The organism is Amedibacillus sp. YH-ame10, assembly GCF_053848885.1.
In genome coordinates this window covers 65,501-89,893 of sequence record NZ_JBSPFA010000012.1, presented here as the reverse complement: position 1 = coordinate 89,893, position 24,393 = coordinate 65,501, and the positions used below count along the sequence as shown (strand labels likewise).

The 24,393-nt window shown below is 34.5% G+C and carries 29 protein-coding genes; 5 read left to right on the top strand and 24 right to left on the bottom strand.

The window, feature by feature from the left end; translation table 11 throughout:
• Nucleotides 1-92: 92 nt before the first annotated feature.
• The 3 genes from ACWG42_RS06835 to ACWG42_RS06825 all read right to left on the bottom strand — a co-directional run bounded on the left by ACWG42_RS06835 (nucleotide 93) and on the right by ACWG42_RS06825 (nucleotide 2,462).
• A complete protein-coding gene (locus tag ACWG42_RS06835) occupies nucleotides 93-827 on the bottom strand; it encodes an ABC transporter ATP-binding protein (protein WP_455791102.1) in 735 nt (244 codons plus the stop codon).
• A gap of 424 nt (nucleotides 828-1,251) precedes the next feature.
• Entirely contained in the window at nucleotides 1,252-1,998 is a 747-nt protein-coding gene (locus ACWG42_RS06830; RefSeq protein ID WP_455791101.1) for a DNA/RNA nuclease SfsA, read from the bottom strand.
• Nucleotides 1,998-2,462, bottom strand: a complete 465-nt coding sequence (locus ACWG42_RS06825; RefSeq protein ID WP_455791100.1) for a pyridoxamine 5'-phosphate oxidase family protein — start codon at nucleotides 2,460-2,462, stop codon at nucleotides 1,998-2,000. The genes ACWG42_RS06830 and ACWG42_RS06825 overlap by 1 nt, the downstream gene beginning before the upstream one ends.
• A 154-nt stretch (nucleotides 2,463-2,616) precedes the next feature.
• Here ACWG42_RS06825 and ACWG42_RS06820 point away from each other — a divergent pair, with 154 nt between their 5' ends.
• A complete protein-coding gene (locus tag ACWG42_RS06820; RefSeq protein WP_455791098.1) occupies nucleotides 2,617-3,189 on the top strand; it encodes a TetR/AcrR family transcriptional regulator in 573 nt (190 codons plus the stop codon).
• A gap of 24 nt (nucleotides 3,190-3,213) precedes the next feature.
• Here ACWG42_RS06820 and ACWG42_RS06815 read toward each other — a convergent pair whose 3' ends face one another.
• Genes ACWG42_RS06815 through ACWG42_RS06785 form a run of 7 tightly spaced genes read right to left on the bottom strand, consistent with a single transcriptional unit; the run spans nucleotide 3,214 to nucleotide 7,861 of the window.
• Complete coding sequence (locus ACWG42_RS06815) at nucleotides 3,214-3,897, bottom strand: 5'-methylthioadenosine/adenosylhomocysteine nucleosidase (protein ID WP_455791097.1); 684 nt, start codon at nucleotides 3,895-3,897, stop codon at nucleotides 3,214-3,216.
• Complete coding sequence (locus ACWG42_RS06810) at nucleotides 3,894-4,604, bottom strand: class I SAM-dependent DNA methyltransferase (protein ID WP_455791096.1); 711 nt, start codon at nucleotides 4,602-4,604, stop codon at nucleotides 3,894-3,896. Before ACWG42_RS06810 ends, ACWG42_RS06815 begins: the two co-directional genes overlap by 4 nt.
• Nucleotides 4,601-4,939, bottom strand: a complete 339-nt coding sequence (rsfS, locus tag ACWG42_RS06805; protein ID WP_455791094.1) for a ribosome silencing factor — start codon at nucleotides 4,937-4,939, stop codon at nucleotides 4,601-4,603. Before rsfS ends, ACWG42_RS06810 begins: the two co-directional genes overlap by 4 nt.
• Nucleotides 4,940-4,945: 6 nt before the next feature.
• Nucleotides 4,946-5,977 (bottom strand): nicotinate (nicotinamide) nucleotide adenylyltransferase, encoded by a 1,032-nt coding sequence (gene nadD / locus ACWG42_RS06800; RefSeq protein WP_455791093.1) that lies wholly within the window; start codon nucleotides 5,975-5,977, stop codon nucleotides 4,946-4,948.
• Between the two features lies 1 nt (nucleotide 5,978).
• Nucleotides 5,979-6,263 carry a YhbY family RNA-binding protein gene (locus ACWG42_RS06795; RefSeq protein WP_455791091.1) on the bottom strand — a complete coding sequence of 95 codons (285 nt, stop codon included), beginning with the start codon at nucleotides 6,261-6,263 and terminating at the stop codon, nucleotides 5,979-5,981.
• Between the two features lies 1 nt (nucleotide 6,264).
• On the bottom strand, nucleotides 6,265-7,344 hold the full coding sequence (gene yqeH, locus ACWG42_RS06790) for a ribosome biogenesis GTPase YqeH (RefSeq protein WP_455791089.1): 1,080 nt from the start codon (nucleotides 7,342-7,344) through the stop codon (nucleotides 6,265-6,267).
• Nucleotides 7,337-7,861 (bottom strand): YqeG family HAD IIIA-type phosphatase, encoded by a 525-nt coding sequence (locus tag ACWG42_RS06785; protein WP_455791087.1) that lies wholly within the window; start codon nucleotides 7,859-7,861, stop codon nucleotides 7,337-7,339. Before ACWG42_RS06785 ends, yqeH begins: the two co-directional genes overlap by 8 nt.
• A gap of 169 nt (nucleotides 7,862-8,030) precedes the next feature.
• Between ACWG42_RS06785 and ACWG42_RS06780 the strand changes: the two genes are divergently transcribed.
• The 4 genes from ACWG42_RS06780 to ACWG42_RS06765 all read left to right on the top strand — a co-directional run bounded on the left by ACWG42_RS06780 (nucleotide 8,031) and on the right by ACWG42_RS06765 (nucleotide 11,512).
• Complete coding sequence (locus ACWG42_RS06780) at nucleotides 8,031-8,675, top strand: TetR/AcrR family transcriptional regulator (RefSeq protein ID WP_455791086.1); 645 nt, start codon at nucleotides 8,031-8,033, stop codon at nucleotides 8,673-8,675.
• A 72-nt stretch (nucleotides 8,676-8,747) separates the two neighbouring features.
• On the top strand, nucleotides 8,748-9,974 hold the full coding sequence (locus tag ACWG42_RS06775; protein ID WP_455791085.1) for an MFS transporter: 1,227 nt from the start codon (nucleotides 8,748-8,750) through the stop codon (nucleotides 9,972-9,974).
• A 46-nt stretch (nucleotides 9,975-10,020) separates the two neighbouring features.
• Entirely contained in the window at nucleotides 10,021-11,061 is a 1,041-nt protein-coding gene (locus ACWG42_RS06770) for a M42 family metallopeptidase (protein WP_455791083.1), read from the top strand.
• Between the two features lies 1 nt (nucleotide 11,062).
• Nucleotides 11,063-11,512 (top strand): GNAT family N-acetyltransferase, encoded by a 450-nt coding sequence (locus ACWG42_RS06765; RefSeq protein WP_455791081.1) that lies wholly within the window; start codon nucleotides 11,063-11,065, stop codon nucleotides 11,510-11,512.
• A gap of 11 nt (nucleotides 11,513-11,523) precedes the next feature.
• Here the strand turns inward: ACWG42_RS06765 and sigK are convergent, their stop codons facing one another.
• The 14 genes from sigK to hemA all read right to left on the bottom strand — a co-directional run bounded on the left by sigK (nucleotide 11,524) and on the right by hemA (nucleotide 24,319).
• Nucleotides 11,524-12,237, bottom strand: a complete 714-nt coding sequence (gene sigK / locus ACWG42_RS06760) for an RNA polymerase sporulation sigma factor SigK (RefSeq protein WP_455791079.1) — start codon at nucleotides 12,235-12,237, stop codon at nucleotides 11,524-11,526.
• 70 nt (nucleotides 12,238-12,307) lie between these two features.
• The gene (locus ACWG42_RS06755; RefSeq protein WP_455791078.1) at nucleotides 12,308-13,354 is read right to left on the bottom strand and encodes a hypothetical protein; all 1,047 of its coding nucleotides are present in this window, start codon (nucleotides 13,352-13,354) and stop codon (nucleotides 12,308-12,310) included.
• Nucleotides 13,351-13,992 (bottom strand): GNAT family N-acetyltransferase, encoded by a 642-nt coding sequence (locus ACWG42_RS06750; RefSeq protein ID WP_455791077.1) that lies wholly within the window; start codon nucleotides 13,990-13,992, stop codon nucleotides 13,351-13,353. The genes ACWG42_RS06755 and ACWG42_RS06750 overlap by 4 nt, the downstream gene beginning before the upstream one ends.
• Nucleotides 13,993-14,135: 143 nt before the next feature.
• The gene (locus ACWG42_RS06745; protein WP_455791075.1) at nucleotides 14,136-14,861 is read right to left on the bottom strand and encodes a sigma-70 family RNA polymerase sigma factor; all 726 of its coding nucleotides are present in this window, start codon (nucleotides 14,859-14,861) and stop codon (nucleotides 14,136-14,138) included.
• Nucleotides 14,842-15,273 carry an anti-sigma F factor gene (spoIIAB, locus tag ACWG42_RS06740; protein WP_455791073.1) on the bottom strand — a complete coding sequence of 144 codons (432 nt, stop codon included), beginning with the start codon at nucleotides 15,271-15,273 and terminating at the stop codon, nucleotides 14,842-14,844. The genes ACWG42_RS06745 and spoIIAB overlap by 20 nt, the downstream gene beginning before the upstream one ends.
• Nucleotides 15,270-15,587: an anti-sigma factor antagonist gene (locus tag ACWG42_RS06735; protein ID WP_455791072.1), complete on the bottom strand. Its 318-nt coding sequence runs from the start codon at nucleotides 15,585-15,587 to the stop codon at nucleotides 15,270-15,272. The genes spoIIAB and ACWG42_RS06735 overlap by 4 nt, the downstream gene beginning before the upstream one ends.
• 113 nt (nucleotides 15,588-15,700) lie before the next feature.
• Nucleotides 15,701-15,859, bottom strand: a complete 159-nt coding sequence (locus ACWG42_RS06730; protein ID WP_455791070.1) for a hypothetical protein — start codon at nucleotides 15,857-15,859, stop codon at nucleotides 15,701-15,703.
• A 69-nt stretch (nucleotides 15,860-15,928) separates the two neighbouring features.
• Nucleotides 15,929-17,098 (bottom strand): serine hydrolase, encoded by a 1,170-nt coding sequence (locus tag ACWG42_RS06725; RefSeq protein WP_455791068.1) that lies wholly within the window; start codon nucleotides 17,096-17,098, stop codon nucleotides 15,929-15,931.
• 149 nt (nucleotides 17,099-17,247) lie between these two features.
• A complete protein-coding gene (locus ACWG42_RS06720; RefSeq protein WP_455791066.1) occupies nucleotides 17,248-18,501 on the bottom strand; it encodes a precorrin-2 dehydrogenase/sirohydrochlorin ferrochelatase family protein in 1,254 nt (417 codons plus the stop codon).
• Entirely contained in the window at nucleotides 18,479-19,792 is a 1,314-nt protein-coding gene (gene hemL, locus ACWG42_RS06715; protein ID WP_455791064.1) for a glutamate-1-semialdehyde 2,1-aminomutase, read from the bottom strand. The genes ACWG42_RS06720 and hemL overlap by 23 nt, the downstream gene beginning before the upstream one ends.
• A gap of 1 nt (nucleotide 19,793) precedes the next feature.
• Nucleotides 19,794-20,765: a porphobilinogen synthase gene (hemB, locus tag ACWG42_RS06710; protein ID WP_455791063.1), complete on the bottom strand. Its 972-nt coding sequence runs from the start codon at nucleotides 20,763-20,765 to the stop codon at nucleotides 19,794-19,796.
• Complete coding sequence (gene cobA, locus ACWG42_RS06705) at nucleotides 20,758-22,212, bottom strand: uroporphyrinogen-III C-methyltransferase (RefSeq protein ID WP_455791061.1); 1,455 nt, start codon at nucleotides 22,210-22,212, stop codon at nucleotides 20,758-20,760. Before cobA ends, hemB begins: the two co-directional genes overlap by 8 nt.
• Nucleotides 22,209-23,099 carry a hydroxymethylbilane synthase gene (hemC, locus tag ACWG42_RS06700; protein WP_455791059.1) on the bottom strand — a complete coding sequence of 297 codons (891 nt, stop codon included), beginning with the start codon at nucleotides 23,097-23,099 and terminating at the stop codon, nucleotides 22,209-22,211. The genes cobA and hemC overlap by 4 nt, the downstream gene beginning before the upstream one ends.
• The gene (gene hemA / locus ACWG42_RS06695) at nucleotides 23,096-24,319 is read right to left on the bottom strand and encodes a glutamyl-tRNA reductase (protein ID WP_455791057.1); all 1,224 of its coding nucleotides are present in this window, start codon (nucleotides 24,317-24,319) and stop codon (nucleotides 23,096-23,098) included. The genes hemC and hemA overlap by 4 nt, the downstream gene beginning before the upstream one ends.
• Between the last annotated feature and the right edge of the window lie 74 nt (nucleotides 24,320-24,393).

Below are 24,393 nucleotides of genomic sequence, written 5' to 3'. Positions count from 1 at the left end.
AATTTATTTTAGATTAGACTTTCTTTTCATCTATCTTTTTAAATTAGCTACCTTGTTAGTTCTTTTTATCGTGTCTTATTTTTTTTCATGTTTTACTTGACAAGTTCATAGTTGGTCTCCTTTTTTGTATACCATAAGTAAGCATCTTCCAAATTCTCATATGGACTATGCTCAACGATTTCTTGTACACTTCCCTCCACCACTTTTTTGCCATCTCTCAAAATAAGTACACGATCACATAAATTCTCCACTTCTTCCATGTAATGGGATGTCAAAAAAATGGTCATTCCCTTTTCTTTTAAATCGTGTAAAACCTGCCATACTTCCCTTCTTGCGGCCACATCCAATCCTGTCGTAAGTTCATCTAAGAATATCATTTCTGGATTTGACAATAAGGCAACTACCACCGCTAAACGTTGTCGCTCCCCTCCGGACAATGCGTCTACTTTTTGATTTTCAAAGCTAGCTAAATGAAACTTTTCTAATAAAGTTTCATACTTCATAGCGTTTTTATACAACGATGCCATTTCTTCACACACTTCTTTTACCTTTATATTGTTTGGATAGTGTGAATTCTGCAGTTGTACACCAACGCGTTCAAACAAGGCTTTTCTTTCCTTCCTTGGATCCATCCCCAACAGGCAACAACTTCCTTCTTCCATCTTTGTAAGTCCAAGCAAACAATCTATGGTTGTACTCTTACCTGCTCCATTATGACCTAATAAACCAAACACCTCTCCTTTGTGTACTTCAAAACTAAGAGAATCCACAACCTTTCTTCCTCCATACACCTTCGTAATATCTTTTGCGACAATACATTGTTCCATGATAAATACCTCCTTACAAAAGTATGTTAAATCCTCCTGTAAGAGGAGAGTCAAGAAGAAAACAAACATTTGTATAAAAGTATACAAAGCAAAACCACCAAAACATAAAAAAGAATACCTCATCAGTCTAAACCATGTGGAAGGGTTGCATTATGCTTACATTAGCAAAGATATACTATCTTTCATAAGAAAAAACTTTGCTTAACCAAATCTATGAAAACATAATCATAGTAAGACAAATCCTTAGTAATAAGAACGATTTACATAATTAGCAATCAAAGGCAAATCACATCATTATTTGCCTTTTTTTAACAGATAATAAAAACGACTAAGTGCAATCATCTGAAACCTAGTCGTTTTTAAAGATTTATGAAAGAAAATACATGAAGAAATCACTAATCAATCTTGATAATGACCACATTATTCATCCATTAATGGAATTTTTTGTTGTCGTATTTTCATACATGCATAATGTGACACCCTTTGGCGTAAATCGAAACTGTATATCCCAAGTTTCTAACCCTTTATTTATAGCAACGTTCATAGCATGTCTTACTTCTTCATAATGAGTGCTTTTTTGATGTTTTTTCTTCTGTGTAACTTCATATTGATAAACCGTTAGTAAAATGGCTCGTTTATGATTTTCAAGCGAGCCAGCAAGTTCATTGATATGTTTTGTAAACCTTTCCGTAGATGAAAATGGTGTTATCGCTTTAACCTTTATATGCTTTCCGTATTTAACGTGTAACGTAGTAAGTGGAGTCTTAACCTCAATATATGTAAATCCTGCGAAAAAATCTAATTTGGAAATCCCCAATTCTACTTCTCTACTTATATCTGAAAATACAGAAATCATCTTATCTAGTTCGTGCTGACGTAAAAAATGCTCAACTAGCTTATTTGATAAAATTTGATTTATACCAATCCAATTTTTTTCATTTTTATCTATTTCATCACAAGAAATTGCTTCAACAGTATAAGGTAATTTTCTTTTCTTGTCTTTACTCACAGAAATTAGACAAGCTATATTCTTAGTCTCAATATCTCCAATTCGACCAGTAGTAGGGCAATGACATTTTATTAGTTTCCCATCTAATAAAACGTCCAACGTAAAACGACTACTTCTTTTTAAAATTAATCCTTCTCGCAATGGTTCGTTAAAAAGATACATTATTTTCCCTCTGGTTTATCTATCCATTTACCACTGATATGTGTATAGTTGATTTCGAATGTAGATATACTTTCTAGTGCGTGTGGAATACCAACTTTTGCGTCTTTCCATGCCAATTCTGGAACGAATTTTTCAACTATCTTTTCTAAAACAAACTGACGTTTATTTACTACTTCTGTTGCATTTCCAAATATTATGACGCTTTTAGCCTTTACTCCATTTTCAGTTTCTACCACTGTAAAACTGATTTTTGAATTTTTTCTAATTGCTTCCACCTTGTGTCCATTCTCTAAGCTACAATGAAAAAACAATGAATCTCCTATCATAGCATAATGGATTGGTACTCCGTATGGATAACCATCTTCTCCAAATAAAGAAAGAATACCAAATTTTTGATTTTTCAAAATCTCTAATGATTGTTCTGTACTCAATGACCTGTCTTGACGTCTTAATTCACGAAACATTCTTTTTTCCTCCATTTCATTATTAAACTTGACCTTTATAAATGTTTTGAAATATAATAAAGAAACAAGTGTTGCTTAATTTTAGCAAATAAAATTATGCATAACAAGATGCTAGCGCTTAACTGCAACAAAGAAGGGAGATGTGTTGCTTTATATGAGAAGAAAAGATACCACTACCGAAATGATGAAGTCTTATATTGTAGAAGCTCTTTTTCAATTATTAAAAACAAAGAAATTTGATGCGTTGTCAATAAGTCACATTACAGAAAGAGCAGGTGTGAATCGGTCTACTTACTATCGTAATTTTTCATCTAAAATCACTATAATTCATTATTTTTTCGAAAAATTAATGATAGAATATGAAGAAATTTATCAGAATAAAAACATCTTTACTTTAGAGGAGTATCTTTCCTCTATTTTTGATTGTTTCTACACCCATAAAAGCGAACTATTAATACTTTATAAAAACAATTTAACCTATCCACTGTTAGAAGTTTTTCATAAATACTTTAATTATGAAAGCACAGATGAAAGTGTATCACTTACTGAAAAATATAAACTAGCGTATCATGTAGGTGGTATTTACAATCATTTATTATTTTGGTTTTATAGAGATATGCAAGAAACACCATCAGAAATGGTAAAATTGTCTTCAGAAACACTAAACAATGGATTCCAACCTAATTTGAACATAGAAAAAACGACAATAAATATAACGAGTCAGTAAAAAAAAGACACGTATGAACGTATCTTATAAAGCACTTAACTTCATGAACTCACGAGTGAAATCTGCACTTCTTTTAGAAGCTTGTTTTGCATATTCACAAAAGTCCATATGAGAGTTTTCTTTATGGGTGATATCCGATAAAGAACGCAATACAACAAATGGGACTTGATAATGAGCGCATACTTGCGCAATTGCTCCAGCTTCCATTTCAGCGCATATTGCTTCAGGAAAGTTTTCCGCTAATTTATCTAATTGATCTACGCGTGCAATAAATTGATCACCACTCGCAACCAATCCACGATGAACAGTGACGCCCAAGGCATGCAGGGAGCGTTCACATACATCTGCTACATCTTTATCCGCTGTAAAACGTAGTCGAATACCCTCTTTGCCATCTACTGGACTTGTATCAAAGTCATGTTGTACAACATCATCACTAATAACAGCATCCAAAATATTTTGTGTAGGGTTAAGTCCACCAGCAGTACCAATGTTCACAACACGATCAATAGAGAAGCGTTCTAATAGGATAGTTGTGGACATACTTGCATTCACTTTACCAACACCACTTTTCATCACAAGAAGTGGACGTTCATGTATTGTCCCCTTAAAGAATGAAACTCCAGATTTTTCGAGTTGTTCTACATTACTCATAATAGAAGTAATCGCTTCTACTTCTATATCCATAGCTGCAATGATTGCGATCATTTGCTTACCTCTTTTCTACATATGAAGAATTGTTTTTCTCCAGTACAAATTCCAGGTTGTTTGAAATCTGTGAAGATTGCCACATCAAAACCTTGTTTCTCTAACAATGCTTTGATATACACCGGATCATATACTCTTTGTATATGTTGTTCCAAAGTCATGGTGCCATCACTATGATAAAAAGCAAAGTTTTGATAAATACGATCTTCTTCACTCATGATGGTCCACTGTACATCACAATCTCCCATATGCCCAACTTCGTTATATTCTTCTTCGAATTCTTCCAAACGATCTAAAGAATGCATATCCATGATAAAGATTCCTTCATCTTGTAAATGATCCCATACATCTTGAAACAATTGTTCTACTTGTTGCTCTTTTAATACATAGTTAAAACTATCGCACAAACAAAGAATGCCATTGTATTGGCTTTCCACATTAAAGTGACACATGTCCATGACAGACCAGTTCACCAACTCACTGTGCTCTTTTTCTTGTGCTACTTGAATCATATCCGCAGATAAATCACTGGCATCTACTTGATATCCTTCTTTTGCTAGTGCAATGGTGATTTCTCCACTTCCACAAGCAAGTTCTAGTATATGTCCACTTGTTACATAGCGTTTGATAAGTGATAACCAATCTGCAGTAGCCTCATCATCTTTTACTAAAGCATCATAGAAATGGGCTAACTCTTGATACATCATAAAGTAAAGTCCACACTAGGAAGATCTGCATATAACTTCTCTAGTTGGAAATGTTCACGTTCTTCTTGTAAGAAGACATGTACGATAATTGTATCAATATCTACCAATACCCAACGAGATTCGCTGTTCCCTTCCATGGAACGAATATCATATCCATGTTCACGAACACGATCTTTGATATTTTGCGCAATTGCGTGTACTTGACGAATATTCGATGCACTACAAATAATAGAATCATCGATGAATGGATTAATGGAACGAAAGTCAAATTTAAGGACATGTTCCCCTTTCTTTTCATCGATTGCTTTTTGTACAATATTTAATAAATCACTCATGTATAATTACTCCTTTATAATTCCTTCTTTTTTCAGATAGGTTTGTTGTTCTTGTTTTACTACTCTAAATCCCTCTTTTAAACATTTCATACTTATTTCAATTTGTTTGCTGGAATCATACCCACGGCTTGGATCCAACTTATCTGCGATATATAAGATACGATCGTAATCTGTACGATTACGTCCTTTCACATGATGATAAATTGCTTCACAAATACGGCGATCATCCATATAGAAATATTTGCGTATATAATCCGCACCAATATAGCCATGCCAAATGGAACTTGCTTCTTCCATATTTTGTGGAAGATGTGTTTTCATCCAAATACTCGCTTGCGCTAGTGGTAGTTGTTTACAAACATCATGTGCAATTCCCATAAGATACGCAACGCGTGTCTCTAGTTGATGAGCTTTCGCTAATTGTACACATAAGTTTGCGACTGAAACACTGTGTACATATCGCTTTTCATTCATTTTATCTTGGATCATATCTTCTATATATAAACCTTTTTTTCCAATATATCGTAAGACACTTTTAGGAATTCTATATAGTTGATGTCCTGCACGTAGTTGGGTACTAGAAACCCTTACCAAATCCATGGGAACACGTGTTAACCCTTGTGGAAGTGTGTACTTCTCTTCTATCCTAGAAAAGACAAAGAAAGGAATTCTTTTCTTCAATTCATCACTATCTTTCCATGCATCAAAGTGTTGTCCTTGATCATCTCCAATCAACCAACAAAAAGTATGCATAGGATATCGTCTTTGTAGTTCTTTTACCGTACGTATTGTATACGAACGATCTTCCCATTCATTTTCTAGCGTACATAAACGCATATGACGATATGGATGAATAGCAAGTTTCACCATCATTGCTCGATCTTGAAAGCTTGCACATTGTCCTTCTTTTAGAGGTGTTTCTTTTGTAGGCATAAACCAAACCTCATCAATAGAAAGCTTTTTTAGCGCTGTTTTCGCTATTTGTAAATGCCCTACATGAATCGGATCAAAACTTCCTCCTAATACCGCAATTCGCATATTACAACTCCAATTTGTTCTTTTTACTCTTACGATACAACACAAAAGTTCTACCGATAATTTGTACAATTTCACTATGTGTTGCAGCACTTACTTCGATTGCTGCCTCATTTGCACTAATACCACATGTTTTTAATAAAGAAACCTTTACTAGTTCATGAGCTTCTAAGGAATCAGAAATAGTTTTCACTAAATTTTCTGATAATGCATCCTTCCCCATTTGAAATAATGCATTTCTTGTTTGCGCAATTCCGCGCAAATAACTCTTTTGTTTTCCTGTTAACATCTTATATCATAGCCTTTCTAAATGTTACATTGCCATTTTTTGGCACAAACACTTTACATGTTTCTACATTTCCACTAATACAAAACCATCCCAAACCATGGATGACAACATCAACCTTATCACGTACATGATGTAATTCAAAAGTACGCATGTCTGTATAATTCTCATCTAGAGCTGGTGATAATAATTCACCTAAATGTTCACTCCACAATTGATTTGCTTTTTCTGCTTTACTACGGTGCAATTTTAATCGATCACTAAAATACGCAACACAGCTTACTTGCTCACAACCAATCAAATCCAAACGCACTAACCCTCCTAGGGATAAGGTTTGGGATTCATAAAACTGATATCCTCTTGCCTTTAATGGTTTTAAAGGAATTAACGTTTTTAATAGCTTGTCATCGATATGTGTGAGTAAAGAATCCATTCTAGTTAAACCTGGAGTATCATAAATCACAAAGTCATGATGCTCTATTTCATTGAAATCCAAGGTTGTTCCTGGATGTCTTGAGGTGGTTAAGTCCTGTGTATCACACATCGCATTTAACAAGGTGCTCTTTCCAGCATTTGCCATTCCCATGACAACCACATCACGTCCATTACGATAGTATTCCATTGCATATTCTACTTCATCAATGGAATCGTTGTATTCTTTTGTGGCATGTTTTACCAAGTCTCCACAAATTACAATTCCTTTTACTTTGATATCTAAATCCTTTAAACGTGCCATAATGAATTTTGATAGTTTTTCATTTCCAATCGTAACTGGCAATAAATCTCGCTTCGTTGCGACCATGATAATATCTTTTCCCATCAAGTGGCGATTAATGCCTGGTAATATATTTGCTTCAAAATCGAATAAGTCTACAACCCAAAGAATTAAGGCATCTTTTTCTTGTACCTTTGTTAGTACTGCATCACTATCAATTCCTTGTTTCATAGAAATTACAACATCATCGTAATGGCGAATACGAAAACAACGTTTACAATAGTCAGCTTCCATCTTAGGTGTATACCCAATGGCTTGTTCATCATGATTTTGTAATACAACTCCACAACCTTTACAGATTTTACTCATCAAATTCTCCCTTCGTCAACTTCTTCGTTACTTTCAATAATTTAAACACTATATTTTCCGCAATTCGGTTGACTTTTGTAAATGATAAATCTCGTTCTACAGCCTGCGCTGTTAAAATCGTATGTAACCCCATCATATTAGCACCTAACACATCGGTCATCAGTTGATCTCCAAGTACCGCGATATGTTGTTTCGATACTTTTATATCTTTTATGATTCTTCGGTAGGTCTTTGGTAATGGCTTCATAGCAAATGGATAACATAATACATCCAATCCTTTCGCAAATACATGCACACGCTCTTCTACATTATTACTTATAAAAATAACCTGAATACCTGCCTCTTGAATAGCTTTCAAGAATCTCAAAACATCCTCATCGGGCTGTGCAACATCGTGTGGTACTAATGTATTGTCGATATCGCATAGCAACACTTGAATACCATGATCTAAAAGATATTGTACACGCAATGCGCTATAGTTATGTATATAATAGTTAGGGGTAAATAATTTTAGCATAAAATCTCCTTTTTTCAAGCATCATTGTACCATATTTTTCTATCCCCGTGTAGTAAAAGCTTTGGTGCGCGTTAATTATTTACAACTTTCCTATATTCTTTCCTTTACAACGCTATTTTACTATGTTATATTTTATACATACCGAACGTATGTATGTAATGGAGGTGCCATGGCAAGAAATAAATATCCAGAACAAACGATTAAGAAAATACTGGACACAAGTCTTCGACTATTTTCAGAAAAAGGATATGAACAAACAACCATTCAAGATATTGTACATGATCTAGGTATGTCCAAAGGTGCTATATATCATCACTTCAAAAGCAAAGAAGAAATTTTATTAGCTCTAGGAAATCATTACTATAACGATCATGCGATGTTTGGCAATATTAAAGAACGAGATGATTTAACAGGATTAGAAAAAATTCGTGAAATCTTTGTATTGCAACTTTCTAACCAAAGCAAAGCAGATATGGATGTACTCACCATTAACATTTGGAAAGATCCTAAGTTCTTTATGATGGATATGAAAAATAACTTAACTGAGAATCCATTGGCGATTATGGGCATGCTTGAAGAAGGAATGGATGATGGAAGTATTCGTAAACAAGATGCAAAATGTCTTGCTCAAGTTGTCTTGATGCTTGTGAATTATTGGGTACTTTCCCCTATTACTGGATTTTCCCCAGAAGATTTAAAAACGAAGATTCATTATCTAAGATATTTCACCGATGCCATTGGACTACCTGTTATCAATGATCATGTAGAACAATTAGCGTTTGAATACTTCGATCGCTTAGCAAAAGCTGTTTAATACTACCCTAGTGGTAGTTTATTTAAACTAATATACATACCGTCGTTCGGTATTATAAGGAAGGGAACAATTATGAAACTATTAAAAAACCGCAATTTCTCACTTATGATTTTAGGACAAATCATTTCTCTATTTGGTAATTCTATACTACGTTTTTCTATTTCTTTGTATATTCTTGAAGAGAGTGGCTCCGCCGCAATCTTTGCGACAATTCTCTCCATTTCTATTCTTCCAACAATCTTATTGTCCCCTATTGGTGGAATTCTAGCGGATCGTGTGTCTCGTAAACATATCATGTTGGTTTTGGATTTTATTACATCTGCGATTATTTTTGGATTCTCTCTATTTGCCTTACAAGGAAATGTCCCTATTTTTATCATCGCAACAGTAATGATTTTATTATCTATCATTCAAGCATGTTATCAACCATCTGTGCAATCTAGTGTACCCTTATTAGTAGAGAGCGATGAACTTGTTACTGCCAATGGATTGGTTGTGCAAATCAACGCATTATCTACCTTATTAGGACCCATCCTAGGAGGAATTTTATTTTCCTTCATTCCTTTCCCCAATTTATTATGGATTGCGGCTGGGAGCTTCTTTTTCTCTGCAATCATTGAATGCATTATGAAAATACCTTATCAAAGAATGGAACGTAAAGAAAACGTCATCAAAACATCTTTATCAGATATAAAAGAAGGTATGCATTTCATCATGAAAGTAAAACCTACACTCTTTGGTTTATTGATTATTCTTGCTTTGTTAAACATGGTTTTATCAAGTCTACTTACGGTTGGTCTTCCAGTTATATCCAATATCACCTTACAATTACCTCCTATTTTCTACGGTTGGTTAGAGGCAAGTATTGCGATAGGTTCTATCGTTGGTAGTATTGCTTTATCTGTTTTCTTCAAAAAAACAACCATAAAAGAATCTTATAAGTTTTTATTACTTGGAAGTATTGCAATTTCTTTGATTGGTGTCGCATTACTTTTTAAAGATAGTGCCTATATGAGCTATGCTCTTGTCTTATTTGCAAGTGTGCTTTCTATGGCATTTGCGGCTATATTTAATATTTTAGCACAAACCTATCTACAACAAGCAACTCCTGAACATCTCTTAGGAAAAGTAAGTTCCTTTGTTACAATGATTGTGATGTGTTCTTATCCAATTGGTCAATCCCTTTACGGTTACTTTTTTGAAGTATTTTCAGATCAACAATTTTTCATTATCTTTATCGCAAGCATCTTATCAATCATCATTTCATTACAAACGAAAAGAAAACTAAAAGATATATAATTCCCCTTTGATTATGATACAATAAGTATATTATTGGAGGTTATTTATGAATACAAATATCAAAAAAGAAACGATTGAATACGTTACAAGAAAGTTAATTGAAACACCTAGTCCTGTTGGATATTATGAACAAATTCAACCAGTATTTGAAGAATTAGCACACCAATACGGCTATGAAGTAAGCTATGATCGTAAGCGAACTGCTTATATAAAAGTAGAAGGAAAAGATACTAGCAAAACGATTTGTGTAGGAGCTCACTTAGATACAATAGGTCTTATGGTACGTCATATCTGTGATAATGGTACTCTTGAACTAAGAAATTTAGGTGGTGTCAATTATAATAACTGTGAAGGATGTAGTGTGCACATTCATACAAGGGATGATCGTTTCTATACAGGATTGCTGGTATGCAAAGCACATTCTACACACGTGTTTGATGAAGCAAGAAGTGATGTTCGTGAAGAAGCAAATATGATGGTCATCTTAGATGAGCCAGTTACTACTGCACAACAAGTACGTGATTTGGGAATTGAACATGGAGATATTATTTCCATCGACCCTGATTATCACTATACAGAAAAAGGTTATATAAAATCACGTTTCATCGATGATAAGGCTGCAGTTGGTGCTGTATTTGCAGTGCTTGAACTTATGAAACAACAACAGATAAAACCAGCATATACTACGCTGTTCGCTTTCCCATTATATGAAGAGATTGGACATGGCGGAGCATATTTACCACCTGAAGTCGAAGAATATGTTGCCTTAGATATAGGTTTGATTGGACCAGATCATACAGGGAGTGAGTACAAAGTATCCATTTGTGCGAAAGACAATTACACCCCATATGATCGTGAACTTACAAGTAAACTTATTCATCTAGCTAAACAAAACGAGATTGCATATAGTGTAGATGTATTTTACCATTATGGTACAGATGCAAGTGCAGCGATTCGTGCAGGAAACAATGTCTATGCCGCAGCTTTTGGCATGGGATGTTTTGCATCACATGGGATGGAGCGATGCCACATTGATGCAGTAGTAGAAACTTCTAACTTATTATTAGCTTATATATTGAGCAAATAAAATGCATGTTATAAAAGTCAAGGATCACCCTGAAAAAGCAGAGAAAGCCATTCTTTGGTTTCATCAAAAATGGAAGTACCCACTCATCGCCTATCAAAAGAGTATCCAAGCATCATTTACCTCTGCTATTCCCGCTTGGTATATAATCGAAAATGATCATAATGAAATCATCGCTGGTGCTGGACTGATTGAGAACGACTTCCATGACCGTAAGGACCTTCATCCTAATATATGTGCCATATGGGTGGAAGAAAGCTATCGTAGACAAGGTATCGCAAAACAACTATTGCAACATATATGTAAAGATGCATCTAGCATGGGGCTAGCACACTTGTACCTTGTTACTTCTCATACAAGCTTTTACGAACAATGTGGTTGGAGTTTTTTAACCATGGTAAAAGATGCAGATGGTAGTGCTTTACGTATGTATACGATCGAAATAAAAAAATAAGACAACGCGTCTTATTTTTTCTTTCGATCCTTTTTCTTATCTTCCTTTTGAAATTCTCGATAGATTTTCATAAAGGCTCTTTTTTCTATGCGAGAAACATAAGAACGAGAGATTCTTAGTTGTTTTGCAATTTCTCGTTGTGTTAATTCCTCTTGTCCATATAAGCCAAATCGCTTTGTAACGATTTCTAATTCTCGATTATCTAATACATGAATGAAGCGTTTTAGTTTCTCAATGTTATCTGCCACCATCATATCATCAATGATACTCGTTGTTTCTGGAGAAGATATGGCATCGATCAACATAATCTCACTTCCATCCTTATCTGTCGCGATTGGTTCATTTAAGGATACATTCTGAAAGTAATTCTTTGAACTACGTAAGTACATTAAAATTTCGTTTTCAATACACTTCGATGCGTACGTGGTAAGCTTATGTCCCTTTTCTGGTTTAAAAGAATCGATTGCCTTAATCAATCCAATCGTTCCAATACTGATTAAATCTTCTGTCTGTTCCTTTTTAAAATCATATTTCTTTACGATATGCGCAACCAAACGAAGGTTGTGTTCAATCAATTTGTTTCTAGCTTCTTCATCGTTCTTAGACAATAATTCAATAAATTTTTCTTCGTCTTGTTTATCGAGTGGTTGTGCAAAGGAATTACTACGAATGTATCCTACATAACACAACGCATTAGAGAGTACTTCGAATATGGTTGTAAACATGTTATCACCTATTGTACTATATGAAATTTTAAAGAAAGTTAGAAGTAAAGAAAAAGACTATTTCTCTGTCTTATAGATATCCTTTATAATACACAGGAAATGTCATCTTTTCATTGATTTTTTCTAATGCAATTTCAAATCCATCGATATCAAATATCGCAACATCTATATAGGAATAGTATTCCCCTACAGCTCCACCCATAGTTCGTGCAATTGACATTGGATACAACAAATCATGTAGCTCTTTTTCCAATTGTTGACGAACTAGTGCTTCTTTTTCATCATCGTATAATACTTCGTAATATAAGAAGCCATATTCCCCACCTAAATTTACAAAGTCCTTACATGTATCATATTGTTTATTTAACAATTCTTCTTGTAATTGTGGATTGGTAGTGATAATAAGTTTACGATCATTACGTAACGTTTCACTCACTGGTTTTTCATCCAATTTATAGGCAAGATATATAGACAAAGGATCATGATATTCCATCCAATCACGTTCTACAATGATATCACAGATATCTTCATATAAGTTTGGAAGTAAACATACATCTTCTTCATCACTTTCTTCATCTAGAATTTCCACATGAGAAATACGTGCTTCAAATTCTAATTCTCCTAGATATAGTTCTAGCATATAAGCCGTTATAGAATTCTTCTTATCATCTTCTAATTCTTTTAATCCTTCACAATATACTTTTAGTAGAAGTGTCTTTGATGTATCATCAATTGTATAATACACTTTGAAGTCTGCCCCAGTATATTGTTTTCCTTGAATTTCCAATACCGAGTTCAAAGCTTTTTCACTTAAAGGTTGACGAAAGGCATTGATAATCCAGTCTTCACTTAGTTGTTTGGGCGCATCTTTTTTTAGAAGGGCTGCCGCTAGTTGTGAAGTTTTATTACCCGCTGTATCAAATGTCATTTCATAAAAACCAGTTTCACTCATTTCAATTTCCATTTTACAAGCACTTATGGTTTTCAAACGTTCATTAAAATCTAACAACATACGTTGTACTTCTTGTGCATTGTTTTCTTTTAAAGCTGTTTCTAAATCGTTTTGGTTTTGTGTAAAATACTTCCAAAAGTTTTGTACTCTATGTTTTAAATTCATTTGGATTCCTTTTCCCTTCTGTTCAATAAATTGTATTGTATAACATCATCGTTTTCATGAGAAATTGTACTCATCAACATAAAACCATATCGTTCATATAGCTTTAAGTTTTCTTTATGATGGGTTTCCATCGTGATATCACAATGACGCAAGCTTGCTTCTTCAACAATTTGCTCTAGCATTGTTCCCGCAAGCCCTTGTCCACGCTTTTCTTCACGTGTTGATAATAAGTCTAAGTGTAAGTAATCTTCCCTTACGAAGTCTTTAATCCATCGTGAGGTAAACATATCCCAACAAGAGATTAAATGACGTATCCCACTCCAAGAAAAGAGTCGAATAATAACAATTAACATCTTTAAGTTCAATGAAACTACGCGTAAGCAATATCGTTTGTTTTCTAATGCTGAATCAAATACCACCATAACACAATCTTGTTTCTTATCATTGGCAACAAAATAGCAATATGGTCGTATAAGTTGTATGTAATGTTTGAAATATTTATTTAAAAATAATTCACGTTTTTTATCATCTTTAAATAAAGTACAGTATAAATCGTCCATGTAGAAATCTTTAGCGAAGGTTTTATAAAGTCGATCTATTTCATGATCGCTCAAATAATATAAATCTGCTAGTGCCATGTTTACACTCCGTTCTTTTCAGTCATGTATTATATCATAGATTCTTCTTCTAGTACAAGTCACTACAACTGCTATCTCAACTAGAAAAGACAATGCTACTTCATTCGGAAGAATAACATTGTCTATTGGGTGTGCTTAATATCTTATGATGGAACTAGACGAGATTTTAATTTCTCTAAGATTTTCTTTTCTAATCTTGATACTTGTACTTGTGAAATATGCAGTTTAATCGCAATATCCTCTTGTTTCATAGCCAAATCATAACGATAATGCAACAACAATTGTTCTCTTTGTTCTAAGCGTGATACTTCATCACGTAAAGAAACCATCATCACAATGTCTTCTTCATTTTGATTGCTAATTTTATCTTCTAAAAGAATTGGAGAACCATCGTTTTCATATATTGTTTCATCCAATGAGTATATGAACTGATTGGCTTCAAATGCTAAGATAACATCACTCACATCCATCTGCAAAGCATTTGCTATCTCTTGATACGTAGGGTCTCGATTAAGTTTTTGCATTAAAACCTCTTTTGTCTTAATCATTTGTAGGTATCCTTCTTTTAAAGATCTAGAAATACGAATACTTCCATCATCTCGAAAGAATCGTTTAATTTCGCCCATAATAATAGGAACTGCATATGTAGAAAATTTCACTTGATAACTAGTGTCAAAATTATTCAATGCTTTCATTAACCCCACGCAACCAATCTGAAATAGATCATCTTGTGTCACCCTTTGTTTTGAAAATCGTTTCACAATAGAATACACAAGTGCACTATTTTGTTTTACAAACTGGCTCTTTGCCTCTTCATCCCCTGTTTTGATCTTTGTGATCAATTCTTCATTAGTCGCTTGCGTTTCCATTTGGAATTCTTTTCGTGATCTCTACTAATGTCCCGCTCCCCTTTTGTGATGTCACATGAAATTGATCTGCGAATGCTTGCATAATTGTCATTCCCATTCCACTTCTTTCTAAATGTGCTTTGCTTGTGTACATTGGTTCCATCACTTGTTCAATATCCTCAATACCACAACCTTCATCACGGACTTCCATATGTATACATTCTTCATCATAAAACACATGTAGTTTTACCATACCTTCTTCTTTTTCATACCCATGAATCATAGCGTTAACAACTGCTTCCGCTAACATTGTCTTTAACTCCATTACGCAATCCATCGGTAAATTCAATGGCATTAAAAATGCAACAACACTTGTTCTAGCAAACGATTCATTCTCTAATTTACTTAAAAATTCCAATTTCATCTCGTTCATAATTTAACCCCATTCCTCTCATGTTTCATAATCTGAAACACACCAGACATCTGAAACAATACCTGATTGCTCTTTGATAGATTACATAAAACAAGTTCACTGTTCATCTTCAGTAGTTGTTTATAACGTGCTAAAACAAATCCAATACCTGTACTATCGATAAACGTAACTTCTTCAAAATCCATCATTACTTTTTCTGGCTTATATTTCTCAATTAAATCAATGCATATTTGTTTGAGATTACATACGCTCAGGTTATCGAAATCTCCATAAAAATAAAAATATAAGATTCCATTAGAATATTGATGTTTCATAATTTATCCCTCCGACACCCATAGTATCACGTTTAAAAAAAGCTTTGTGGATATTCGACAAAGCTTGTCATCACTCGACAAAAAAAGAAAAAAAGGGCTTTCTTCACCCTTCTTTAAGAGACGATATGTTCCTGCGGTTCCTCTTGTGTCAACCTTCCTTCATCATACCCTGCACATACATCAGATATATGCGCTATTTTCAACAATGAGTAAAGAAATAACAGGATAAAGAATGTTCCTAAAACTATTAAAATGATGAATAGAATTGCCATCACAGATACCTTCTTTCTTTTCTAGTCTGTGATGCTCACTCTTATTTTATTCCTAAGTTCTAAAATTGCTTATGCGAATACATCTTTAAATGTTTTCATAAAAATATCCATATAGTCTAGTGGCTCAATCGTTTTATGAACTCCAATCGGAACTTCCATATAATACCCATCACTCATTTCCACCCGTACATACCCAATCTTCTTATCTTTTACATATGGCAACGAACGTTTTGTAATTACAATTTTCTTATTCTTTTCCTTTGGTTCTTTTCCCTTTTCAAACACATAGGAAACATCTTCCAACGCCACAATATTTGCTTTTCCTGGTTTTCCATTTTCAAAAGTAATTTCATCTAACTTAGATCCTTTTTTATACAATAAACCTTGTGCATATTGAGAGAACCCATAATCCAACATTTGTTTTGCTATCGCATTACGCTCTTTACTACTTGGTGCCCCCATAACCACTGCGATAAGACGTAAATCTTGTCGTTTCGCACTCACTGTAATACAAGAAAGAGCTTCACTGGTAAACCCCGTCTTTAATCCATCTACACCTTCATATTGTTTTAGTAATTTATTCGTATTCACTAGCCAGAATTTATTATCACTGTTTTCTCGAATATAAGCATCATACGTAGAAGTAATAGCTAACATCTCATCGCCACCTTCTTTGATTAGTGCTTGCGCAAGTACCCCCATATCTTTCGCACAAGTGTAGTGATCTGGATCATGAAGACCCGTAGCATTTACAAAATGCGTATTGATAAGACCCAATTCTTCTGCTTTAGCATTCATCATTTCCACAAAGTTATCATTGGTTCCACCAATCTTTTCTGCCATCGCCACCATGGCATCATTGGCAGATGCAATACAAATCGATTTCACCATATCTTTTACACTCATGGTTTCATGAACCTCAAGGAATACTTGCGAGCCACCCATACTCGCTGCATATTCACTCGTTGTCACATCATCTTTCCAACTAATTTTTTGATGATTTAAAGCTTCAAAGATAAGTAATAATCCCATCATTTTTGTCATACTTGCAGGATAAAGTTTCTCCTTTTCATTCTTCGCAAAAATCACTTTACCTGTCGTATTCTCGATTAAATATGCGGACTTAGCACTCCCAGCTAAATCAACACCAGTAATTTTTACACTCTCCGCTTGAATAGGAAGTAAGCATACAGAAAACAACATACACATAGCAACTAAGACTTTTATTATTTTTTTCATTCGCATCTACCTCAATATAGCGTATGATACATTCGACACGTTATGACATGAAATTCAAGAAAAAGCAATCCAACAAATAGCTCAAACAAAAAAAAACCGCTCCTATGTCTTAGCTAGGAACAGTTCAACTACTATAATCTATATTCTTATTATATTTTTTGTATCCACAAATCTTGTATACACTCTAATTCTATCATACTTTGTTCTATATACGTCACTTTATATCCTTTCCTTCTTAATTCTTGTACATTTGTTAAATCATCTTTGCTATGTTTACCAGATAGCATATAAAGTGATAGCACTAGTATGTGCTTTTCTTTGACCACTACTTCTAATGGTATTTGTACTTCTCTTAAAAAATACAAATTTGGAAATTGTGGCGCAAGCCTTTTTAATTTGTTACAAAAATCACCATCTTTACTAGAATGATAACAAACAAGGATTTGATCATACGTTGCATACGTGGAGGAAATGCATTCGCATAATTCTTCTATTGCATCATCACTTGCGAACATTGGTTCTTCTATAAACACATTCGAATACGTATCCCATTTCTGAATCAAATCAAAATAGGCTCCCTTTTGAAATAACATCGGTTGTAAGATAATTGTTTTGTGAAATTGATGGAAATATGGTATGAATACACCAAGTTCAAATACTTTATAGTTACTTGCATTGATTGTTTTACAAACCGCTTGTGATAGATAAGCACTACATACTAATTCTTTTGAATGCTTTTGTTGAACTAAGGTTTCAAAGTTTTTGATTGTTTCTAACACGTGTTCATCCTTTACCCCATGGTAACAAAGCACACGCATTGAATCATGATTTAATATTTCTTTTATTTGTAATAATATATCGTATGATACAGTAAGCAATAGGCGACAAAATTTCTGTCGTGTGCATGCATCTAGATTATTAGGTAAAGCTTTACGAATACTACTTAACAATCGTAAGCGTTCCCCTTGTGTTTCTTGAAGAAATGCACCTGCTTCATCTACTAAATTAGACGTCATGGCTGGATACTTACCTTTTGTGGAAACAGCGATTTGAAAATCATCAAAATCTTTGCTTACCATTGGTCGCATGTTCGATGCATCCTCTTGATGTACTCCCATGCATAAACAATGCATCTTCTTCGCATCCGCAAAGACTTGTTCATTAAATGCTTTATCACTTGTACAAGCAATACAAAACAAGTACTGAGATAACATTGCCTTATGATAAGGTTCATGTACTATCGTAATAGAAAGTTCTCGAAATTCTTCTTTTATTTCTTTCGATAAAATGAATACATTCGCGCCTTCTTCAAGACATTGTTTTGTCTTACGCAATGCAACATTACCTCCACCAAGAATCAAAACAGAAGCATTCGCTATATCAATCTCTACATGAAAAGACATGTTCTTTTACCTGTTTTAAAGCGTGTTTCATTGCATTAAGTGTTGTATCTATATCGTCTTGTGTATGGGCAGTGGATAAAAACATTGCTTCATATGGTGAAGGGGCAATGAGGATACCTTGTTGTAATAAGGATTGAAAAAAGATGGTATATGCTTTCGTATGACATGAGGAAACATCTTGGTAGTTATAAGGTAATTCATCTCTAAAGAAAAGAGAACATAAGCTACCAACTTGATGCACCACACATGGAAGTTGATATTCTTCTATCATACGTTGAAGTTGTTCTTTCATGTACTTCCCTTTTTCTTCTAGTTCTTGATAACAAGTTGGATGCTGTTTTAAATAAGTTAAAAGACGTACACCTAATTCCATTGCGAATGGATTTCCTGAAAGTGTTCCTGCTTGATAAATCGGTCCTTGTGGAGATACCATTTTCATAATATCTGCACGACCACCATAAGCACCTACTGGCATTCCAGCACCAATAATTTTCCCGAAACAAACCATATCAGGAACAATACCGTAATATTCACTTGCTCCACCATATCGAAGACGAAAGCCTGTAATCACTTCATCAAAGATGAGTACAATTTGTTCTTCATCACATAGCGCTCGTAATGCAAATAAAAATTCTTTTATTGCTGGAATTACTCCCATATTACCTGCCACAGGCTCTAAAATAATGGCCGCAATATTTCCTTTGTTGTTTGTAATCAGTTCTTTTACAGAATTGATATCGTTATACCTCGCAACTAGGGTATGCTTCACTACATCATGTAGAACCCCAGGACTGGTTGGTATACCAAAGGTCAATGCTCCTGAACCACTTTGTACTAGCAAACCATCACTATGTCCATGATAGCATCCTTCAAATTTTATGATATTTTCTTTTCCACTGTAACCCCTAGCTACACGGATCGCACTCATCGTTGCTTCAGTTCCTGAATTTACCATGCGAACCATATCTACTCCTGCATAAGCATCACAAATTAGCTTTGCTAGTTCGATTTCTTTTGCAGTACACAAGCCATAGCTGATTCCCTTTTTCACAACATCATCCACATGGGATGTTACTATGGGATGGGCATGTCCTAGTATCATTGGCCCCCATGAACCAATATAATCAATATAGGAGTTTCCATCTACATCGTTCACGTGACTTCCAGATGCACGTTCTACAAATATAGGAGGTGTTCCTACATTTGCAAAGGAACGTACAGGGGAATTTACTCCACCAGGTATATATTTACAAGCTTCTTCAAAAAGCTCTTTGGATTTTTCATTATTCATTTTATATCCGTCCTTCATCAATGCAGTTTGCCAAATATAATGCAAAATATGTAATGATAATATCTGCACCTGCACGTTTCATACATAACATACTTTCAATGATAGCATCTTCCGCAAGTAAACCATTTGCAATTGCCATCTTTAACATAGCGTACTCTCCACTCACATTATATACCGCAAGTGGGTGTGAAAAACGTTGTTTCACAGTTGCCACAATATCAAGATAAGCAAGGGCTGGTTTTACCATGATGATATCTGCACCTTCTTCAATATCTGCCTCAACTTCTCTTAATGCTTCTCTAGCATTGGCATAATCCATCTGATACCCTTTGCGATTTCCAAAACATGGAGTAGAGTTTGCTGCAGCACGAAATGGTCCATAAAAGTTAGATGCGTATTTTGCACTATATCCCATAATCGCTACTTCTTGATATCCTTCTTCATCCAATGCTTTGCGAAGTGTTGCGATATGTCCATCCATCATGTCACTTGGCGCAATCATATCAATGCCAGCTTTCGCATAACTTAAGGCGATTTTATTCAAATAAGGGAGTGTTTCATCATTGTCAACTTCGTGGTTTTCATTTAAGATCCCACAATGTCCATGATCTGTATATTCACACATACATACATCACCTATGATATATATGCTAGGGTATTCTTTCTTCATAAAACGGATGGCTTCTTGTACAACGCCATGTTCATCATAAGCACTACTTCCAAACGCATCTTTATGCATAGGAATGCCAAAGAGAATACAAGAATAGATTTCTGCCTGTATCATTTGTTCACATATGATATGTAACTTATCAATCGAATATTGATACACTTCTGGTAAGGTTTCAATTTCATGATAAATACCTGTTCCCTCTATTACAAAGATAGGAAGAATAAGATCTTGTTTACGTAGTGTTGTTTCTTGTATCAGCGAGCGTATTTTCTCGTTTTTCCTAAGTCTTCTTCCTCTATACATGATGTTCCTCCTCTAGAATACTTTCTATAAATTGATAACGGTCTGCTTCCTTAAGTTCTATGATATGTTGAAAGCCATATTCTTGTAAAGTTGTCGTTGTTTTCTTTCCCATCGCGTAGACTGGTTTTTGTAAAATGTTCTTCCAAGTATGTAGTTGTTTCATGCATTCATGAACGACAAAAGAACAAGTAAATAAGATTCCATTATAATCCTTTTCTTGGATAGTGTATGGTGATGGTATGGTTTCATAAACTTTAATGGACTCTATAGAACACAACTGAGAAATGCTTTCTTCTAAGATACGATTATGATTCTTTGCCTTTGGTAATAAGGCATTAGATTCTTTTGTAAGCACATGTTTTAAACACTGTGCAAATCCTTCGCTGTTAGCAACATCTGATACAACATCTGCAATGCAACCATACTGTTTCAAATGCTCTGCGGTTTTTTGACCAATGGCACACATTGTTGTATGTGCGAATGTACGTAGATCCATTCCTTTTTCAAACAGTTGGTGAAAGAAAGCATCCACGCCATGTTTGCTTGTAAATAGAATATGCGTATATTCATTTATTGGATACGATGTTGTATATGGAAGATGGACAATACGACCACAAGTTATCATATCCAAGTGGGCACCTGCTTCTTGAAATTGCCACAAAATTTCTTCATCGTATTGCATACAAGCCATCAAATATTGTTTTTGAAACAATGGTTTGTGTTGTAAAAAAGAAAGTTCATTTTGAAATTTTACTGCATTTCCTACCACAATGATACCTGGAGAAACAATGGAACTTAAGTCCTGTTTAAGAATATTAGATAGTGTACCTTGTACGCTTGTTTGATTGAATCTACCGCCATTGCTAATGAGAGCTATGGGTGTATGAGTATCTTTACCTGCTTGTATAAGATGATGTACAATTTCTTCTAGATTATTCAATCCCATGAGAAAAATAAGTGTATCTTGGGTATTTGCCATAGATTCAAAATCCATTTGTGCAAACGTATCATTCTTTGTATGTGCACTCATAATACGGAATCCTAATGCACATCCTCGATGAGTTACTGGAATTCCAGCAAGTGCACTTCCTGCAATACCAGAGGTTACACCAGGAATGATTTCAAACTCTATATGATGCTTTGCTAGATATAAAGCTTCTTCACTCCCTCTACCAAACACATAGGGATCTCCTCCTTTAAGACGTACCACATTTTGATATTGTTGTCCTTTTTCTACTAAAAGTTTTTGAATGTCTTCTTGTGGAAGGCTATGATGGTGATTTTGTTTGCCCACATATATCCGTTCACAGTTATCGTTTGTAAGCTGTAAGATTTGAGGATCTAAAAGACGATCATAAAGTATGCAATCTGCCTGTTCAATTACTCTTTTTGCCTTCAACGTTAATAAAGAGAAATCACCACAGCCTGCTCCTGTTATGTAAATCACGTTCTTTCTCCTTCTTTTAGTTCTTTTGCAAGCACTTGTATTTCATCCATAATCGTATCCAGTGGATAATTTCTTTGTACCTGATGAAGTTCTTGATTTTCTCCTTGATACACAGCGAAAAGAGATACTTCATCCTCTACAATATGAGCACGCACTCCAAAAGGAGTATGACATCCTGCATCCACTGCACTTAATAAAGCACGCTCTATCTCCACTTCTTGATGAACTTGTTCATCACAAAGTTTTTGTATACGCTGAGCAATTTCTGTACTATCTTTTCGTATTTCAATTGCCAAAGCTCCTTGCCCACAAGCAGGAACCATTTCTGTTTCTTCGAAATATGCACGAATATAAGATTGCATATGCAAACGATGAAGACCTGCAGCAGCAAGTACAATTCCATCCAACTTTTCTTCCTGCATTTTCGCAATACGTGTTTCTACATTTCCACGAATTCCACATACACATAAATCCTTTCGTATGTTTAATAATTGTACACTTCTTCTCTTACTTCCTGTTGCGATTTTTGCGCCTTGTGGCAATTGTTCAAGTGAAGTCGCATTACGTAAAATCAAGACATCTCGTGCATCTTCTCTCAACAATGTTTTTGTAAAACAAAGACGATCATCCAATTGAGAAGGCATATCCTTCATACTATGAACCGCTAAATCAATATTTGCATTTATAAGTTCTTCTTCAATCTCTTTTACAAAAACACCTTTATCATTCAATTCATCTAAAGGTACATCTAACCTTTTATCGCCTGTTGTTTTAATGATTTTTAGTTCTACTTCTACATCATCATAAGCTTCTTCCAGTAGATGTTTCACTTGTTCACTTTGCGCAATCGCTAGTTTACTTCCTCTGGTTCCTAATATCCATTTCATTGTTCATCATCTCCTTGGAAAAGCATTTCCAACATTTGTTGATACGCTTTTTGATCTTCTTGTTCTAACTTTTTTAGTTGCATTACTGGTTCTTTAATCAACCGCATAAACGAACTGTGTAGTACTTTCTTTAATACATATTCTTCATGACTTGATAGTGTAAGCTTCCTTTTTAACAAATCATAGGTTTGTGTTGCCATCTCTTCACTTCGTTTTTGCAAAGTTAGAATAGTTTCATCAAAGCTATGATGTTGTAGCCACTTCCAAAGTTCTTCGATATCCTTCTCTAATATTTCATGGTATGTTTGTAAGGCAGATACACGTCTCGACAAATGTATACGTGCATATTCTTTTAAGTCATCCATATCCAACACATGGACATGTTCAATTGTACGAAGATTGGTATCAATGTCTCGAGGTATTGCCAAATCTATCATATAAAGAAGTTTATGTATGTTTGGGAAATTATCCTTTTTAAGAATGATATGAGGACTTGCAGTTGCACTACAGATGACATCGCATTGTTGTATAACTTGGTAACGTTCTTCAAAAGGAATGATTTCGATATCTTTATCTATTTGGATATGTTCTTTAGTTCGATTGCATAATAAAAGACGTTTTAGGTTTTCTTCCTTTGCATAGGTACGCATCAATTCTGCCATTTCTCCATTTCCAATGATCATCATCGTCTTATCTTGTAGGGATATGTTTTCCTTTAATTGTTGCATTGCTAAATACGCAATGGATAATGGTTTTTGTTCCCTTTCTGTTGTGGCCTTCAAGTTTTTAATACTTGCAAAACAGCTTTGAAAGATCTTATGTAATTGTTTTCCACAAGCGCCTACCGCACGTGAAAGTTCATATGCATTTTTCATCTGATGTAGTATTTGGTCTTCACCTACTACTAAAGAGTGATATCCCCCACATACTTCAAACAAATAAGTGATTGCTTCTTTATCTGTTTTCTCAAAGAGATAAGGTTCTATCTCTTCTGTTGTATATTCCATAAACAAGGCTTTTAAATTCATGCGTTGTTGTTCATGTTCAAATAAAAAGTATACTTCACTACGATTGCATGTAGAAAGAAGTACTGCTTGTCCTATTCCATAGGATAATAATTGCTCATAAAAAGAAAGAATGCGCGTATCACTAAATGCACAACGTTCTCTTAAAGATATATCCGTATTTTTATAACTTACTCCGATTAGTGAAAATTTCATTTGCACACCCGCTTTTATCGTAGTTATATTATACAAATTTCATTCCCTACTTACAAGGAAACACCTATAATAAT

Excerpts from the sequence above, each read along its gene's own strand:
- ACWG42_RS06730 (WP_455791070.1), bottom strand. The coding sequence starts at position 15,859 with ATGGCAATTCTATTCATCATTTTAATAGTTTTAGGAACATTCTTTATC.
- ACWG42_RS06755 (WP_455791078.1), bottom strand. The coding sequence starts at position 13,354 with ATGAATTTAAAACATAGAGTACAAAACTTTTGGAAGTATTTTACACAA.
- hemC (WP_455791059.1), bottom strand. The coding sequence starts at position 23,099 with ATGAAATGGATATTAGGAACCAGAGGAAGTAAACTAGCGATTGCGCAA.
- ACWG42_RS06770 (WP_455791083.1), top strand. The coding sequence starts at position 10,021 with ATGAATACAAATATCAAAAAAGAAACGATTGAATACGTTACAAGAAAG.
- ACWG42_RS06785 (WP_455791087.1), bottom strand. The coding sequence starts at position 7,861 with ATGCTAAAATTATTTACCCCTAACTATTATATACATAACTATAGCGCA.
- ACWG42_RS06750 (WP_455791077.1), bottom strand. The coding sequence starts at position 13,992 with ATGGCACTAGCAGATTTATATTATTTGAGCGATCATGAAATAGATCGA.
- ACWG42_RS06820 (WP_455791098.1), top strand. The coding sequence starts at position 2,617 with ATGAGAAGAAAAGATACCACTACCGAAATGATGAAGTCTTATATTGTA.
- ACWG42_RS06765 (WP_455791081.1), top strand. The coding sequence starts at position 11,063 with ATGCATGTTATAAAAGTCAAGGATCACCCTGAAAAAGCAGAGAAAGCC.
- hemA (WP_455791057.1), bottom strand. The coding sequence starts at position 24,319 with ATGAAATTTTCACTAATCGGAGTAAGTTATAAAAATACGGATATATCT.
- hemB (WP_455791063.1), bottom strand. The coding sequence starts at position 20,765 with ATGTATAGAGGAAGAAGACTTAGGAAAAACGAGAAAATACGCTCGCTG.
- ACWG42_RS06745 (WP_455791075.1), bottom strand. The coding sequence starts at position 14,861 with ATGGAAACGCAAGCGACTAATGAAGAATTGATCACAAAGATCAAAACA.
- ACWG42_RS06835 (WP_455791102.1), bottom strand. The coding sequence starts at position 827 with ATGGAACAATGTATTGTCGCAAAAGATATTACGAAGGTGTATGGAGGA.
- ACWG42_RS06815 (WP_455791097.1), bottom strand. The coding sequence starts at position 3,897 with ATGATCGCAATCATTGCAGCTATGGATATAGAAGTAGAAGCGATTACT.
- yqeH (WP_455791089.1), bottom strand. The coding sequence starts at position 7,344 with ATGAGTAAAATCTGTAAAGGTTGTGGAGTTGTATTACAAAATCATGAT.
- ACWG42_RS06775 (WP_455791085.1), top strand. The coding sequence starts at position 8,748 with ATGAAACTATTAAAAAACCGCAATTTCTCACTTATGATTTTAGGACAA.
- ACWG42_RS06810 (WP_455791096.1), bottom strand. The coding sequence starts at position 4,604 with ATGATGTATCAAGAGTTAGCCCATTTCTATGATGCTTTAGTAAAAGAT.
- ACWG42_RS06720 (WP_455791066.1), bottom strand. The coding sequence starts at position 18,501 with ATGTCTTTTCATGTAGAGATTGATATAGCGAATGCTTCTGTTTTGATT.
- spoIIAB (WP_455791073.1), bottom strand. The coding sequence starts at position 15,273 with ATGAACGAGATGAAATTGGAATTTTTAAGTAAATTAGAGAATGAATCG.
- ACWG42_RS06735 (WP_455791072.1), bottom strand. The coding sequence starts at position 15,587 with ATGAAACATCAATATTCTAATGGAATCTTATATTTTTATTTTTATGGA.
- ACWG42_RS06830 (WP_455791101.1), bottom strand. The coding sequence starts at position 1,998 with ATGTATCTTTTTAACGAACCATTGCGAGAAGGATTAATTTTAAAAAGA.
- nadD (WP_455791093.1), bottom strand. The coding sequence starts at position 5,977 with ATGCGAATTGCGGTATTAGGAGGAAGTTTTGATCCGATTCATGTAGGG.
- ACWG42_RS06780 (WP_455791086.1), top strand. The coding sequence starts at position 8,031 with ATGGCAAGAAATAAATATCCAGAACAAACGATTAAGAAAATACTGGAC.
- sigK (WP_455791079.1), bottom strand. The coding sequence starts at position 12,237 with ATGTTTACAACCATATTCGAAGTACTCTCTAATGCGTTGTGTTATGTA.
- hemL (WP_455791064.1), bottom strand. The coding sequence starts at position 19,792 with ATGAATAATGAAAAATCCAAAGAGCTTTTTGAAGAAGCTTGTAAATAT.
- ACWG42_RS06825 (WP_455791100.1), bottom strand. The coding sequence starts at position 2,462 with ATGTTTCGTGAATTAAGACGTCAAGACAGGTCATTGAGTACAGAACAA.
- ACWG42_RS06795 (WP_455791091.1), bottom strand. The coding sequence starts at position 6,263 with ATGTTAACAGGAAAACAAAAGAGTTATTTGCGCGGAATTGCGCAAACA.
- rsfS (WP_455791094.1), bottom strand. The coding sequence starts at position 4,939 with ATGAGTGATTTATTAAATATTGTACAAAAAGCAATCGATGAAAAGAAA.
- ACWG42_RS06725 (WP_455791068.1), bottom strand. The coding sequence starts at position 17,098 with ATGAAAAAAATAATAAAAGTCTTAGTTGCTATGTGTATGTTGTTTTCT.